The organism is Polynucleobacter sp. UB-Tiil-W10, assembly GCF_018881605.1.
Lineage (GTDB): Bacteria > Pseudomonadota > Gammaproteobacteria > Burkholderiales > Burkholderiaceae > Polynucleobacter.
The window spans coordinates 1,952,096-1,966,340 of sequence record NZ_JACVPZ010000001.1 but is presented as its reverse complement, the minus strand read 5'-3'; the positions used below and the strand labels follow the sequence as shown (position 1 = coordinate 1,966,340).

At 46.2% G+C, this 14,245-nt stretch carries 15 protein-coding genes and 1 tRNA gene; 11 read left to right on the top strand and 5 right to left on the bottom strand.

The window, feature by feature from the left end; all coding sequences use genetic code 11:
• Position 1: 1 nt before the first annotated feature.
• From gmk to ICN33_RS10035, 3 genes are read left to right on the top strand one after another with little or no spacing between them, the layout of a single operon-like run.
• Positions 2 to 640: a guanylate kinase gene (gmk, locus tag ICN33_RS10045; RefSeq protein WP_216196429.1), complete on the top strand. Its 639-nt coding sequence runs from the start codon at positions 2 to 4 to the stop codon at positions 638 to 640.
• Positions 641 to 684: 44 nt separating this feature from the next.
• Positions 685 to 888 carry a DNA-directed RNA polymerase subunit omega gene (gene rpoZ, locus ICN33_RS10040; RefSeq protein ID WP_011902918.1) on the top strand — a complete coding sequence of 68 codons (204 nt, stop codon included), beginning with the start codon at positions 685 to 687 and terminating at the stop codon, positions 886 to 888.
• A gap of 15 nt (positions 889 to 903) precedes the next feature.
• The gene (locus ICN33_RS10035; protein WP_216196428.1) at positions 904 to 3,294 is read left to right on the top strand and encodes a RelA/SpoT family protein; all 2,391 of its coding nucleotides are present in this window, start codon (positions 904 to 906) and stop codon (positions 3,292 to 3,294) included.
• Positions 3,295 to 3,337: 43 nt separating this feature from the next.
• Here ICN33_RS10035 and greB read toward each other — a convergent pair whose 3' ends face one another.
• Positions 3,338 to 3,838: a transcription elongation factor GreB gene (gene greB / locus ICN33_RS10030; RefSeq protein ID WP_216196427.1), complete on the bottom strand. Its 501-nt coding sequence runs from the start codon at positions 3,836 to 3,838 to the stop codon at positions 3,338 to 3,340.
• An 18-nt stretch (positions 3,839 to 3,856) separates the two neighbouring features.
• Here greB and ICN33_RS10025 point away from each other — a divergent pair.
• The 8 genes from ICN33_RS10025 (at position 3,857) to ICN33_RS09990 (ending at position 11,837) form a co-directional block, all read left to right on the top strand.
• Positions 3,857 to 3,933: transfer RNA gene (locus tag ICN33_RS10025), tRNA-Arg, on the top strand.
• Positions 3,934 to 4,023: 90 nt separating this feature from the next.
• Positions 4,024 to 5,196, top strand: coding sequence for an ABC transporter permease (locus tag ICN33_RS10020; RefSeq protein ID WP_216196426.1), 1,173 nt, complete (start codon positions 4,024 to 4,026; stop codon positions 5,194 to 5,196).
• Complete coding sequence (locus ICN33_RS10015; RefSeq protein WP_216196425.1) at positions 5,196 to 5,984, top strand: ABC transporter ATP-binding protein; 789 nt, start codon at positions 5,196 to 5,198, stop codon at positions 5,982 to 5,984. The genes ICN33_RS10020 and ICN33_RS10015 overlap by 1 nt, the downstream gene beginning before the upstream one ends.
• The gene (locus ICN33_RS10010; protein ID WP_216196424.1) at positions 5,981 to 6,910 is read left to right on the top strand and encodes an MlaD family protein; all 930 of its coding nucleotides are present in this window, start codon (positions 5,981 to 5,983) and stop codon (positions 6,908 to 6,910) included. The genes ICN33_RS10015 and ICN33_RS10010 overlap by 4 nt, the downstream gene beginning before the upstream one ends.
• The gene (locus ICN33_RS10005) at positions 6,907 to 7,533 is read left to right on the top strand and encodes a membrane integrity-associated transporter subunit PqiC (RefSeq protein WP_216196423.1); all 627 of its coding nucleotides are present in this window, start codon (positions 6,907 to 6,909) and stop codon (positions 7,531 to 7,533) included. Before ICN33_RS10010 ends, ICN33_RS10005 begins: the two co-directional genes overlap by 4 nt.
• A 76-nt stretch (positions 7,534 to 7,609) precedes the next feature.
• A complete protein-coding gene (locus ICN33_RS10000) occupies positions 7,610 to 8,539 on the top strand; it encodes a tripartite tricarboxylate transporter substrate binding protein BugE (protein WP_216196632.1) in 930 nt (309 codons plus the stop codon).
• A gap of 29 nt (positions 8,540 to 8,568) precedes the next feature.
• Positions 8,569 to 9,354, top strand: a complete 786-nt coding sequence (locus tag ICN33_RS09995) for an SDR family oxidoreductase (protein WP_216196422.1) — start codon at positions 8,569 to 8,571, stop codon at positions 9,352 to 9,354.
• Positions 9,351 to 11,837 (top strand): ABC transporter permease, encoded by a 2,487-nt coding sequence (locus ICN33_RS09990; protein WP_216196421.1) that lies wholly within the window; start codon positions 9,351 to 9,353, stop codon positions 11,835 to 11,837. Before ICN33_RS09995 ends, ICN33_RS09990 begins: the two co-directional genes overlap by 4 nt.
• A 22-nt stretch (positions 11,838 to 11,859) precedes the next feature.
• Here the strand turns inward: ICN33_RS09990 and ICN33_RS09985 are convergent, their stop codons facing one another.
• Genes ICN33_RS09985 through ICN33_RS09970 form a run of 4 tightly spaced genes read right to left on the bottom strand, consistent with a single transcriptional unit; the run spans position 11,860 to position 14,061 of the window.
• Positions 11,860 to 12,396, bottom strand: coding sequence for an RDD family protein (locus tag ICN33_RS09985; RefSeq protein WP_216196420.1), 537 nt, complete (start codon positions 12,394 to 12,396; stop codon positions 11,860 to 11,862).
• A gap of 8 nt (positions 12,397 to 12,404) precedes the next feature.
• Positions 12,405 to 13,022: a DUF3106 domain-containing protein gene (locus tag ICN33_RS09980; RefSeq protein WP_216196419.1), complete on the bottom strand. Its 618-nt coding sequence runs from the start codon at positions 13,020 to 13,022 to the stop codon at positions 12,405 to 12,407.
• Positions 13,023 to 13,036: 14 nt separating this feature from the next.
• Entirely contained in the window at positions 13,037 to 13,495 is a 459-nt protein-coding gene (locus ICN33_RS09975; protein ID WP_216196418.1) for a DUF3619 family protein, read from the bottom strand.
• Positions 13,492 to 14,061: an RNA polymerase sigma factor gene (locus ICN33_RS09970; protein ID WP_216196417.1), complete on the bottom strand. Its 570-nt coding sequence runs from the start codon at positions 14,059 to 14,061 to the stop codon at positions 13,492 to 13,494. Before ICN33_RS09970 ends, ICN33_RS09975 begins: the two co-directional genes overlap by 4 nt.
• Positions 14,062 to 14,245 lie beyond the last annotated feature (184 nt).

The window sequence follows — 14,245 nt, the reverse complement described above, 5'->3', positions numbered from 1 at the left end:
TATGACTAACGCTAATCTGACACCATCTTATCAAGGCAGTATGTTGATGATTGTTGCGCCTTCAGGTGCAGGAAAATCCTCATTAGTGAATGCCTTGTTAAAAGAGGATGCTGGACTCAAATTATCGTTATCAACAACCACGCGTGCACCAAGGCCTGGTGAAGTGGATGGCAAGGATTACCGCTTTCTGACAAAAGAAGATTTTCTACAAGAGCGTGATCAGGGTCATTTTTTGGAGTGGGCAGAAGTTCATGGCCATTTTTACGGCACCTCAAAGCCTTGGATTGAATCTCAAATGCAGGCAGGAAGCGATGTCATGTTGGAGATTGATTGGCAGGGCGCCCAACAAATTCGCAAATTAATTCCCTCCGTGCAGTGGATCTTTATCTTCCCGCCCTCAATTGAGGCCTTAGAAGAGCGTCTTCGAAAGCGCGGCCAGGATGATGAGGCAACTATCCAGCGCCGCCTGGCAGCCGCTCATGTGGAACTCATGCACGCCCACGAAGCCGATTACATCGTAGTGAATGATTCTTTTGATCAGGCATTAGTCGATTTGAAGCATATTTTGTCTTCAAGTCGCCTACGTTCCGGCCCCAGTATGGCTAGAAACCCAGCACTTTTAAAGCGCCTCGGGGTCTAATCAGTTATCCTATAGGTATTGAAGCTAAATTAAGTGAGTTCAGCATGGCCCGTATTACTGTAGAAGATTGCCTTAAAACTATCCCAAATCGTTTCGAATTGGTTTTGGCTGCGACGTATCGTGCTCGCCAATTAGTACAAGGTCACTCCCCACGTGTTGAGTCTAGAGATAAAGCTACTGTAGTTGCTTTGCGTGAAGTAGCTGCTGGTGTGACTGACCGTGACATGTTGACCAAAGTACCTCTGTAATTAAGGAGTTCCGGTGTGGAGCTCCCTTTAGGAATAGTTAAAACATCGGAAAAAGTTGGAAGCATCTCGCCTAAAGATGCTTCGCTTGGTTTAGATCAAGCACAGCTGTTGGACACAGACTCCGACGCTCCAAATCAAAGCGGTAAAAAATCGATCATTGCCAGTTTATTGGCTCAATCGAGTCGTCATTTATTTGGCCCTACATCCGCACCTAGTCTTCCTTTAAAACATCAAGTCGTTTCTATTGATGGATTGCTATCAAAGCTTTCTTATCTCAAGCCTGAAGAGATCACACAAGTTAAAAAGGCATTTCAGTTTTCAGATGCCGCCCATCTAGGGCAATACCGACATAGCGGCGAACCCTACATTACCCATCCAGTTGCTGTGGCTGAGCTTTGTGCAACCTGGCGTTTAGATGCGCCATCGATCATGGCCGCTCTGATGCATGATGTGATTGAAGATACTGGCTGTACAAAAGCAGATCTAGTAGAAAAGTTCGGCAATAAAGTGGCGGAGTTGGTTGAAGGTTTAACCAAGCTCGATAAGTTAGAGTTTCAAAGTCATGCCGAGGCTCAAGCAGAGAGCTTTCGCAAAATGTTTATGGCCATGGCGCGTGATGTCCGCGTCATCTTGGTGAAGTTGGCAGATCGTACCCACAATATGCGCACCCTTGATGCGGTGCCGATGGAGAAACGTCGTCGTGTCGCAGCTGAAACCATCGAAATCTACGCACCCATTGCGCATCGACTGGGTTTAAATGTGATTTACCGCGATCTTCAGGATCTGAGCTTCCGTTATTCCATGCCCATGCGTTTTAGGGTCATTGAAGGCGCTGTAAAGCGGGCGCGGGGCAACCGTAAGGAGATGGTTGAAAAGATTCTGCAAGCCTCTCGTATGGCATTTGCTAAGGCCAATTTAGAGGTTGATTTACGTGGCAGAGAAAAGACACTCTTTAGTATCTATAGCAAGATGCGTTCCAAGAATTTGAGTTTTTCACAAGTATTGGACGTTTACGCATTCCGGGTAACAGTACCTTCGATTGACGAGTGCTATCGCGCCCTTGGCATTTTGCATTCTTTGTATAAACCGATGCCTGGCAAATTTAAGGATTACATTGCGATTCCTAAATTAAATGGCTATCAATCCTTGCACACAACCTTGTTGGGACCATCTGGAGTCCCGGTAGAGTTTCAGATTCGAACAACTGAAATGCATGCGGTCGCTGAAGCAGGTGTTGCTGCGCACTGGGCTTATAAAGACGGCTCACCCGATATGAGTGAGGTACAAAATCGAGCTCATCAATGGTTGCAGTCTTTAATTGATATTCAAGACAGCAGTGGTGACTCTCAAGAATTTTTAGAGCACGTCAAAATTGATTTGTTCCCAGATGCCGTTTATGTATTTACGCCAACTGGTCAGATTAGAGCGCTACCAAGAGGTGCAACCGCGCTTGATTTTGCTTACTCCATCCATAGTGATCTGGGTAATACGTGTGTAGCCGTAAAGATTAACGGTCTACAACTACCCTTACGTAGCGAGCTAAAGAATAGCGATATTGTTGAGGTGATTACTTCGGCAAGCTCACAGCCAAATCCAGGCTGGTTAGCATTTGTTCGTACTGGTAAAGCGCGTGCATCGATAAGACATTCCCTTAAGACAAAGCACTATTCAGAATCACTTCAATTGGGCGAGCGTCTTTTGGCAAATGCTTTACGTCAGCAAGGTGTGGATGCTGCTTTGTTAAGCCCAGAGATTTGGGAAAAGCTCCTGCACTGGACGGGCGATAAAACGCGTGAAGAGGCTTGCGTCAATATCGCATTAGGTAGGCGCTCTCCGCAAGAGTTAGCTATTCGTCTCAAAATTTTGATTGATGATGAGGGCGGTGATGAGCAAATGCGCTTAGGCGTTGCTGATTGGGTTGCGCCTAATCAAGAAATTCATCATCACCAGCGTCAAGCCATATTGGTGGATGGCCGTGAAGGCAACTCCATTCATTTCCAAACTTGCTGCCACCCTATACCGGGCGATAATATCATTGGCTATCTCGGTAAAGGCGAGGGCCTCCAAGTCCATACAAACGATTGCCCGATAGCATTACGCATGCTTTCTAAAGATAGCGATAAATGGGTTGAAGTGGAGTGGGGCAAAGAGCTAAATCGCGAGTTTGAGTTAGACCTAGCAATTGATACACGACAAGGTAAGGGTGTATTGGCCAGAGTGGCAAGTAGTGTTACCGCTGCAGATTCCAACATCATGAATGTGTCCATGGAAGATCGCTTCAAAGAAGATTCTGTAACGATTCGCTTTACGATCCAGGTTTACGATCGTCTGCATCTCTCAAAAGTAATGCGCAGCCTGCGCACCAATCCTGATGTCATGCGAGTTACTCGTACTCGGGCTACCTAGGGTTATTAGAGCAACTTAGTAGAGCAACTTAGGTAACCGAGCCCTAAAGGTATTGAACATCTAAGATTTCAATTTCTGCAGGACCAGTTGGAGTATGGATAAAGACACAATCCCCAATTCGAGATTTGATTAAGGCTTTTGCTATGGGCGACACCCAACTGACGTGACCCTTATCTAAATCAACCTCATCAACACCGACTATGGTGATCCCAGTCTTTTGATTGGCTTGTGGCCCCTCAAGGGCAGAGTAGGTCACAGTAGCCCCAAAGAACACCTGATCGGAGTCACTTTCGCCTGATTTTCGGGCGGCATTATCGACAACCACGGCAAATTCTAGGCGTTTATTGAGGAAGCGGATCCGTCTATCAATCTCTCTAAGACGCTTTTTTCCGTAGATATAGTCCCCATTTTCTGATCGGTCTCCATTGCTGGCGGCCCAGTGGACAACCTTGACAACCTCGGGTCTATCAAGGTTTAGGAGCTGTAGGAGCTCATTCTTGATGCGCTCGTGACCAGCCGGTGTGATGTAGTTCTTCTCTTCCATGGCATAATTATGGCTGTTGCGGCTGTAGCTCAGCTGGATAGAGTACTTGGCTACGAACCAAGGGGTCGTGGGTTCAATTCCTGCCAGCCGCACCACCTTATCAAAGGGCCTAGTTGAAAAACTGGGCCCTTTTCTTTTTTATGGCGTTTTATATAACTTTCACATAGATCCCTTATAGTTTGTCTATGAGCAATTCTCAAGCCATTTCCCCTGTTTCAGACCCCCCAGTGGCGGTTTGGTCACAGACTGATGCCAATAACGCGAAAGTACAGGTGAGCGGTAATGTCAACGTCTACTCCTTGGGTGGTGTTTGGACCCAAATTCGCGACTCGCAAGATGCTTGGCTAAAGCAGGGTGATAGCAAAAGTAAGTCGCTATTGTTTGATGTATCCAAAGTTACTTTTCTAGATGGCGCTGGTATCGCTTTTCTGATTGGGCTTGAAGAGGCACAAACAACTGCTGGTGCAAAGTTTGATGTTGTTGGTTTAGATGCTCGCTATGAGCCTTTATTAAATGAATTCAATCCAATCAGTAATTTATTTCCTGTTCCTGTTGTAAAACCTAAAAGAAGTTTTGTGGTCAGCACAGGAATGGCAGCTCAGAATTTAATTGATGATGCTGTTGGCTTAATTACCTTTACCGGCCATCTTGCAGCGGATTTGGCTTGGTCTGTTCGTTACCCCAATCAAGTACGTTGGGGAGATTTCGTTAACGCCGCGGTACAAGCGGGTATTGCAGCATTACCAATCGTTGGACTGGTATCGTTCTTGATTGGCGTCATTCTATCTTTCCAGGCGGCTATTGGTATGCAGCAGTTTGGCGCCGTATCTTTTGTAGGCCCGCTGGCAGCCTTAGGTATTGTCCGAGAAATGGGCCCGTTGATTACGGCTATTTTGTTAGCAGGGCGATCCTCTGCAGCATTTGCCGCCGAGATCGGCACGATGACTGTCAATAGCGAGGTAGACGCGCTGGTTTCTGGTGGCCTAAGCCCGATTCGTTTTTTGGTTGTGCCTCGTGTTTTAGCGGGTATTTTGGTTGCGCCTATTTTGACTTTATTCGCCGATATCGTCAGTATTTTTTCCTCAATGCTGACGATGTTGATTTATGGCATCCCTTTTGTTAATTTCTACAACGGCATGCTCTCCGCAGTAGATATCGAAGATATTGGCTCCGGTTTAATTAAAGCAACGCTTTTTGGTGTTGTTGTTTCAGCAGTTGGTTGTCTACGTGGTATGCAAACTGGTAATGGTGCAGCCGCAGTTGGTATTTCAGCAACCCGAGCCGTAGTCAGTAGTATTGTTTTGATTGTGCTGGTCGACGGTATTTTTGCCTTCATTTCCTATAAGACAGGTTTCTGATGGATACGCCACAAAAATCTCCGAATAAATCTGAATTCGCGATTGATGTTCAAAACCTCACTGTGGGTTATGGCTCCAACGTTCTCATGCAGAACCTGAATTTCACAGTGAACTATGGTGAAATTTTCGTAATTCTAGGTGGTTCAGGTTGTGGTAAGTCCAGTTTATTAAAAAACTTATTTGGTCTTTATCAGCCCCTAGCTGGCGATGTTCTTATTGAAGGTCAAAACATCACTACCGCACTTGGGGCGGAACGCCAGAACATCATGACCAGTTTTGGCGTGATGTACCAACAAGGCGCCTTGTTCGGCTCAATGAATCTGCTCGATAACGTTACTTTGTTTATGCAGGAATATACCCAGCTAACACAAGCTCAAATGGATTTATTGGCTCGCTGTAAGCTCGACTTAGTCGGTCTATTGCCTTATGAGTCTTACATGCCCAGTGAAATTAGTGGGGGCATGCAAAAGCGGGCGGCGATCGCTAGGGCGATGGCGCTGGATCCAAAAATTTTATTCTTAGATGAGCCATCTGCTGGCCTAGATCCAATCACCTCTGCTGATCTCGATAGCACGATCCAGGATTTATCCAAAAACTTGGGCATCACCTTTGTCATCGTATCCCATGAGCTGGCTAGTATCTATGCGATTGCTGACAAGGTGATCATGCTGGATAAGGGTGCTAAAGGGATCATTGCTGAGGGTGATCCTAAAGTGCTGCGCGATACCAGTAAAGATCCGCGGGTGCATCAATTCTTCAATCGTATTATGAGCAAGGACGCAGCATGAGCAATAACGCAAATCCCAATTATTTTCGCTTAGGCGCTTTTGTGCTCGCAGCAATTGGTGTACTGATTGCTGTGATTCTCATTTTTGGTGGAGGCAAATTCTTCCAAAAATCCTTCATGGTTGAGACTTACATCAAACAATCCGTTACTGGATTGGATGCTGGTGCTGCCGTTCGATTCCGTGGGGTCAAGATCGGTCAGGTAACTTCGATCGGCTTATCAGGGGATATTTACGAAAGGGATTTACCTTTTCATGAGCGACGCCAGTATGTTGTTGTCAGGATGCAAATTTTTGGCGATAAGGTAAATGCTGAGCAAATTAGTGAGTTTGTAAAAAATCATTTACGGGCTCGTGTTAAATCGATGGGTATTACGGGGGTGAATTACATTGAGTTTGATTTTGTTTCCAGTACAGCGGATACGCAGATACTCCCTTTTTCATGGACGCCTGAGTACCCAGTAATTCCTTCCATGCCCAACCAGGCTGATGAAATTATTTCTGGTATTCAAAAGCTCATCGGCGCACTCAATGATATTAATATCGATGGCACCCAGAAAAAATTGGATGCATTGTTGGGCAATCTCAATGTATTGATGGCCGGTAATGGCAAAGACAACGAAGGTGTAATTGAATCTGTCAAACAGTTAAATGTCATCATGGCGCGCATTGCTAAGGCAACTGACAAGGAGGAGATTGGTGTCTTGATGCGTGAATTGGCGGCGGCAACTACTTCCCTGCGTCAAACCATTACTAGTGTTCAGGGTGACACTGTATTGACGATGGAAAACATTAAGCAAGCTAGCGAGAATTTAAATGAATTTAGCCGCATTGCAAGTCAATCACCATCAAGCCTCATTTGGAGCGATCCACCGCAAAAAATTACCCCACCTAATGGCGCAGCTGGTCAGTCTGGAGCGAAGAAATGATCAAGCGCATTCTATTTTCCTTTGCTCTCTTAGGGCTGGTATCTTGTTCCTTGCCTACTAGGCCACCGGTGGGTCCTACCACTTGGATGGTGTCCCCAGAAAGAACTGCTGCGCCACGAACTGCTCGTACAGATGTCTGGCTAAAGATGGGTTCTGTCTCAGTGACGCCGCCTTTTGATGGCAGATCTTTGGTTTACCGTACGGGCGATCAACGTTACGAAAAAGATTTTTATAACGTGTACACCACCATTCCCGCTGAAATGATTGGAAATGCTGAGCGTCAATGGTTGAACAAGGCAAATATTTTCTCTGCGACAGTAGGGCAAAGTAATAGTTTCTTCCCTTACTATTACTTACAAGCAACGGTTGAAGAGTTTTATGGCGACTATCGAAACCAGCCAGAAGCTGTGGTTAGCGTTGAGTTTTTCCTAAGCGCCACTAGTGCAGGAAAAATAAACCCCTTGATTGGTGCAAATCGTTACACCAAGCGCGTTGCTCTCAAAGACAATACGCCCGAGGCTCTAGTGTTAGGTCAGCAAGAAGCTTTTGCTCAGATCTTGAATGAATACGAGGCTCAGCTCTATAAATATGCCGGCAATTTACCAAAACCCTTAGGTCAATAATCATATGAAATTGTTTTCAACTCAATTTGCCCCAAGAAAGATAGCGGCAGCGACATTCCTGTCCATAGTCTCTGCAATGATTTGCGTCGGAAGTGTTCACGCGCAAAGCTTTCCCAATAAACCGATTCGTTTAGTCGTTCCATTTGCGCCCGGTGGCAGCACTGACATCATTGCTCGCGCTGTAGGAGATGCTTTGGGGCGTCAGTTAGGTCAACCAGTCATTGTCGAGAATAAAGCGGGTGGCGGTGGCTCTATAGGTGCCTTAGAGGTTATGCGAGCCCCTAAAGATGGTTACACCATTGGCATGGCTACTGTATCAACGACCGCTGCTAATCCGGCCATTAATCCAAAGATTGGTTACGATCCGGTCACGGATTTCACAGCCATTAGCAATATAGCTGCAACACCAAACATCATTGCCGTAAATCCTTCTTTCCCTGCTAAAGACTTTAAGACCTTTATGGAGGTATTGAAGACTAATCCTGGTAAGTATTCTTATTCAAGCTCTGGTACTGGCGGCATCGGTCATCTACAAACCGAGTTATTTAAAAGTTTAACGGGCGTCTTTATTGTTCACATCCCTTATCGTGGAGCAGGCCCCGCACTAGCCGATACGGTCGGTGGACAAGTTTCGATGATCTTTGATAATTTGCCATCCTCATTGCCATTTATTAAAGATGGCAAGCTGGTTCCAATCGTCGTTGCGGCTCCAAAGCGTTTAGCGCAATTGCCAAATGTACCCACTTTTGCTGAAGTCGGCTTAGCACCGGTAAATCGGATGGCTTATTACGGTCTTTTGGGTCCGGCAGGAATGCCAAAAGAGATCGTAGATAAGTACACTGCCGCCTTGCAAAAAGTAGTTGCTGATCCTGCTGTAAAAAAACGTATTGAAGATACTGGCTCCTTGATTAATGTAAATGGCTCAGAAGCCTTTGCAAAAGAAATTAAAGCGGAGTACACGGTTTATAAAGAAGTGGTTGCTAAGCAAAAATTGCAGTTAGATTAAAAATATACGCATTCGCATTTGGAGACAAAATGGATTTAGGATTAAAGGGTAAGGTTGCCTTGGTCATTGCTTCTAGTCGTGGCTTAGGACAAGCTATGGCAGTGTCATTAGCAAAAGAGGGCGTTAATGTTGCAGTGACCGGACGCAATCCTGAAGGTTTGCAGGAATCCGTGAGATTAATTGAAGCCGCCGGGGGTAAAGCGCTTGCTCTTAGTTGGGATCTTGCGGATGCATCCGTTATTGATGGGTTGATATCCAAGGTCGAGCAAGAATTGGGCCCTATTGATATCCTGATTAATAACACGGGCGGACCTCCGCCAACACCGGCTGCTGGTCAAGATCCTGCGCTTTGGCAAAAGAGCTTTAACGATATGGTGTTGTCACTCATCGCCATAACCGATCGCGTATTGCCTGGCATGCGTCAGCGCAAATGGGGTCGAATCATTACCAGCACTACATCGGGTGCTATTGCGCCGATTAAAAATTTAGCTATCTCCAACACTTTGCGTGCAGCATTGCTTGCATGGTCCAAAACATTGGCAGCAGAGGTTGCTGCAGAAGGCGTTACCGTCAATGTGATCATGCCAGGTAGAGTCGCAACCGATCGTCTGCGCCAGTTGGACGAAGCGCGTGCAAAACGTGAGGGGACAAGCTATGAAGATGTGGTCAAAGCAAGCTTAAGACAAATTCCGATGGGAAGATATGGTGATCCCAAAGAGTATGGTGATGCAGCTGCATTCTTAGCCAGCCAAAATGCCTCTTTCATTACGGGTACCGTCATGCGCGTTGATGGCGGGCAAATCCAAGCAATTTGATTAAATCCATTTTTCGTTTCTTGGATGGCTTGAAGCGTGATGTGCGCTCAAGCGAGTTAGCTTGGTTGCTCGTTGCGCTAACGCTCTCTGTTACAGCACTTTCTAGTGTCAGCTTTTTGGCTGATCGCATGCAAAGAGCGTTTGCCTTCGATGCTCGTCAACTCTTGGCGTCAGATTTACTAATCGTTTCTGACCAGCCGTTACCCAATCTTTTTTTAGATGAGGCAAGAGGCAAAAATTTACAGATTGCCCAAACAGTAGTATTCCCAAGTATGGCAAGCGTTGGCGCTCATAGCAAATTAGCTTCGCTAAAAGCAGTGAGCCCTCAATACCCACTCCGGGGCGAGTTGCGTGTTCAGTCCAGCACACAAATGAAGACCCTTGCTTCTGGGCCAGATAGCGGGTTTGTATGGGTTGATCCTGCCATGCTGGCAAGCTTGCATGCAAAAGAAGGCGATCCCATACGCCTTGGTCAAAAGACCTTTGTGATTGGCGGCGTTTTAGAGCGTGAACTCGATCGTGGCGCTGGTTTTATGAATTTCGCTCCTCGAGTCATGATGTCAATAGCGGACTTAAGTGATACCGGCCTGATTGGCCTTGGTAGCAGGGTGACCTATCGTTTACTTTTGGCAGGCTCTGATGAGCAAATAAGCTCCTATGGTTCATGGGCCAACCAATATATTGAAAAAGATGGGTTGAAGGGTATTCGTATAGAAACTCTGGAGACTGCACAGCCCATGATGAGAAAGACGCTTGAGCGTGCAGATCGATTCTTGTCCCTCATCGCGTTATTGACTGCTATGGTGGCAGCAGTTGCTATAGCGTTATCTGCGCACCGCTACACACGCAAGCAAGCAGATGCGTGCGCTGTCCTCAAATGTCTCGGGGCTAGCTCAAGCATGATCCTGAGGCGACAAGCGCAGACTCTTATCGGCCTGGGCCTCATTGCAGCGTTTATAGGTTCACTATTAGGTTACCTTGGGCAACATATCCTAACGCTACTATTGGGCAATTTGGTGATGGCTGAACTGCCATCCGTCTCTCTTTGGCCCGTCCTTTGGAGTGTGTTGGTCGCTTGGTTTTTATTGTTTGGTTTTGCTGGTCCTGCAATCTTTAGTTTGGTCAAGGTTCCTCCCATCCGGCTGATTAGAAAAGAATTTGATGGCATCAGCATTTCCACTTTTTGGACCGCCTTGTGTGGTTTAGGTGCGAGCGCATCTTTAATCATGCTCGCTGCACGTGATTGGAAGTTGGCTTTGTGGACCGGTCTGAGTTTTGGCGCTGCAATTGTAGTTTTTGCCTTTGTATCTTGGTGTACTTTGCGTCTTCTGAGTACCATACGTACCCAATGTTTTGCATTTGGATTTGTGATTTTGTCTCAAGGGCGAAGAACGGGTCTTGCGGTAGTACAAATTACCGCACTCGGTATTGCACTCATGGCGCTAATACTGGTTCTTCTATTACGGGCTGATTTTTTAAGTGCCTGGCAAGGCAATATTCCCAGTGATGCACCTAATCGTTTCATGATTAATGTTCAGGGTGAGCAAAAACAGGGGCTTACTCAGTCGCTTGAGGATGCAGGTGTTTCAAGTCCGCAGTTTTATCCCATGGTCAGAGGTCGTTTGGTTGAAATTAACGGTAAAGACGTTGCGCCCAATGATTTTGCAGAAGAGAATGCCAAGCGCTTACTGGATCGTGAATTTAATTTGTCCTACACAGATCAATTGCCATTCGGTAACAAGATTATTTCGGGTCAATGGATTGAGGGAGATGCGCCTCAAATATCAATGGAAACCGGAATAGCCAAAACCCTGAAATTGAAACTGGGTGATCAACTCAGTTTTGAGGTTGCTGGTGAAAAGATTACTGCTCCTATTACCTCCCTACGAAAATTGGATTGGAGCTCAATGCGGGTGAACTTTTTTGTCATCATGCCAGCTGCGCAGTTGCAATCCTTGCCGCAGTCTTGGATTACCTCTTACTATCAGCCTCCCAAGCAAGAATCTTTGGATTTTCAATTAAGCCAAACTTATCCCAATTTAACCATTGTGGATGTATCAGCCTCGTTGCAACAAATTCAGGAGGTACTAAATAAGCTTTCCTCCGTATTAGGTTTGTTGCTGGCTTTTACGATCGCTGCAGCGATGTTAGTTTTAATGTCGGCTATCGCGGCTACCCAAGATGAGCGTTATCGTAATGCGGCCTTATTAAAAGCCTTAGGGGCTTCACGAAACATTTTGTCGAAAATTGCAAATATTGAATTAGTGATGATCGGACTGTTGGCCGGTCTATTGGCTGGACTGGCATCTGGTATTGCTGCCTGGGCACTAGGTCGCTACGTGATGGAGATTCAATTTAATGCTTTTGGAGAGGCGCTCATCATGGGCGTTGCATTTGGCGTCGGCGCTTGTGTAATGTCCGGATATCGATTCCAGAAGAGAATTCAGAATGCTACTGCAGTCGAATGTCTGCGGGAAGCTTGAGTAAGCTTACTAAGTAGGGCTACTAAGTCAGAGTGACCAGATTTTTAGGTAGCTCAACTAAACGAGTGCCAGCCAAACGGTCGGGAAGACTTTGACGAAACAAAATATTCTGACGATCCAGATAAATGCTTAAAGGCCAAATTAAGAGTGCCACAGTAAAGAGCATTTCTATAATCTGCCACTTCTCTAGATGAAAAGCCCATTGCAACAGAACGCAGGGGATTAACCAGAGTGAGCCATAGACGTAGCGCCAAAAGGCTTGTCTCTTGGTGAGATTAAATCCATCCCGCCCAATAATGCGAACACGCCACGTTTGCATGGCAAGTGTTTGACCTGATTTGGTCCAGTACCAGACAAAATAAATACCCAAGACAGCATAGAGGTACAAGAAGGTAAGCCAACTCGGTAATGAGATGCCAAACAAAATACCCAGAACCAGGTTGGGAACTAAAAAGGTCAGGGCGAATACGCCAAGTAGTACCAGCTGCTCATAAAGACAGCATGACACTCTTCGCCAAAATTGGGGTGCAGGTAATGCGTGTAAGTCAGCAGGCGTCATGGAGCTGCTTAATTATTGGAAGGGCTGCTTTCCGCATTGGCTCCAGTACTTTCTGCCGAGGTGGGCATGCTTGGAGCTGTAACGGTATTTGGAAGGGCGGCTTTCGGTGAAATAGGGTGCTGCTGCAGTGTTGGGGCACTGGTCGCAGTAGGCTTTTTCTTTACTTCAGATTCTGCTAACTTCTTCTTTTGATCGTCGCTCAGTTTTTGGTATGCGCTCCAAGCTTCTGCTTTTTTCTCGGCAGGAAACTTCAGGCTAGCAAGATAATTTTCTCGTGCAATGCGACGTTCCTTTTGGGAGAGATTGGACCAACTCGCCATACGAGACTGCAGGCGCTCTTGATCTTGCGAACTCATCTTTGGATAAATGTTTGCAACCTGAATCCATTTTTTGCGACTATCGGGCAGCATGTAATCCCAGTCGCTTTCCAGCGGGGCAAGAATCTTTTGTTGAGCAGGCTTTAGGCTTTCCCATGTGCCATCGGGTTTTTTCTCTGGAATAGCAGCGGCCTTTCCATGAGCAGCGCTTGGAGTAGTTTGCGCTTGAGCCACGCTTACCTGAGTGATGCAAAAGAATGCAAACAGCATCAGGCTGCAAGCTTTTTGCGTTCTAGTTGTCAATGACATCAAGCGAATCGAAATTATTTGATTGGGGCTGGATCGGATGCGCTATCGGAATCAGAAAGAGGGCCATTTTTGAGGAAGGCCATAAATCCGCTATCAGCGTAAGCGTCAGGTGGCACATCATCGGCCAGCAATGCTGCATCTACTTCTGCAATGTCGTTGATGCGGGAGTCATCCTGCCATTGGGCGATGCCAATGAGGCCGAAAACGAGAACTACTAGAGGTGCAATCCAGCCTACGGTATCCCAAACGCCGTTTGAGCCAGAGGTCCAGTTTCGGGCTGTTCCAGCTAAAACTTGCTTTTGGATGCGAACTTTTTCAGGTTTTCTGACCGACAGGGCCTTCATACGCGCCGCATAAAGGCGATCCTTGACGCTCTGAGGAATGCTCTGAGTACCTTGACGTAGCAGGGCCGCACTAGCTTGGCCGAACTGGTCAACTTGGGTCTGGGTAAATTGGTCATCAAAGTGTTTCACAGCGTAATTCCTTTTAATTTCAATGCTTTAGCTAAAGATTGGGTGGCTCTAGAACAGTGGGTTTTGACGCTACCTTCACTACAACTCATTGCTTTGGCCGTCTCAGTAATACTTAGCTCATCCCAATAACGCATCAGGAAGGCTTCTCGTTGACGTACAGGCAATTTAGATATTTCTGACTCCAAAGCCTGTAAAAGCTGACTTTTTTCCAGCTTATATGCCCCATCTTGGTGAATTTCACTATCATCCGGGGCTGAAAGAGACTCCAAAGGGTCAAAATCATCACCTTCGTCACCCTTTTTGCCCATATTGGAAAATAGGGTGACCCAGGTGTTTCTGACTTTTTGCCTTCTAAACCAGTCATGAATTCGATTTTGCAGAATTCTGGTGAAGACCAAGGGGAGTTCTGCTGCAGGCCTATCCCCATATTTTTCAGCCAACTTAATCATCGCATCTTGAACAATGTCGAGTGCAGCGTCATCGTCACGGACAGCATAAACCGCCTGCTTAAAAGCGCGCTGCTCGACACTACACAGAAAGTCAGATAGTTCTTGGGCTGATGCCATGCAATGGATTAGACCTGATTCTTTAGGAATTGAATCATTTTAGGGGATTGCTATAGAATGTAGGGCTTACTACCTAGAATCTCATTCAAGAAGTGGTTTTTTCCGGTAGCAGCGCCGTTCGAACTCAGGCCACAAGCAGGAGACAGAACAGACCAATCAATTTTTTGCCGAAAATTGCAAAGGA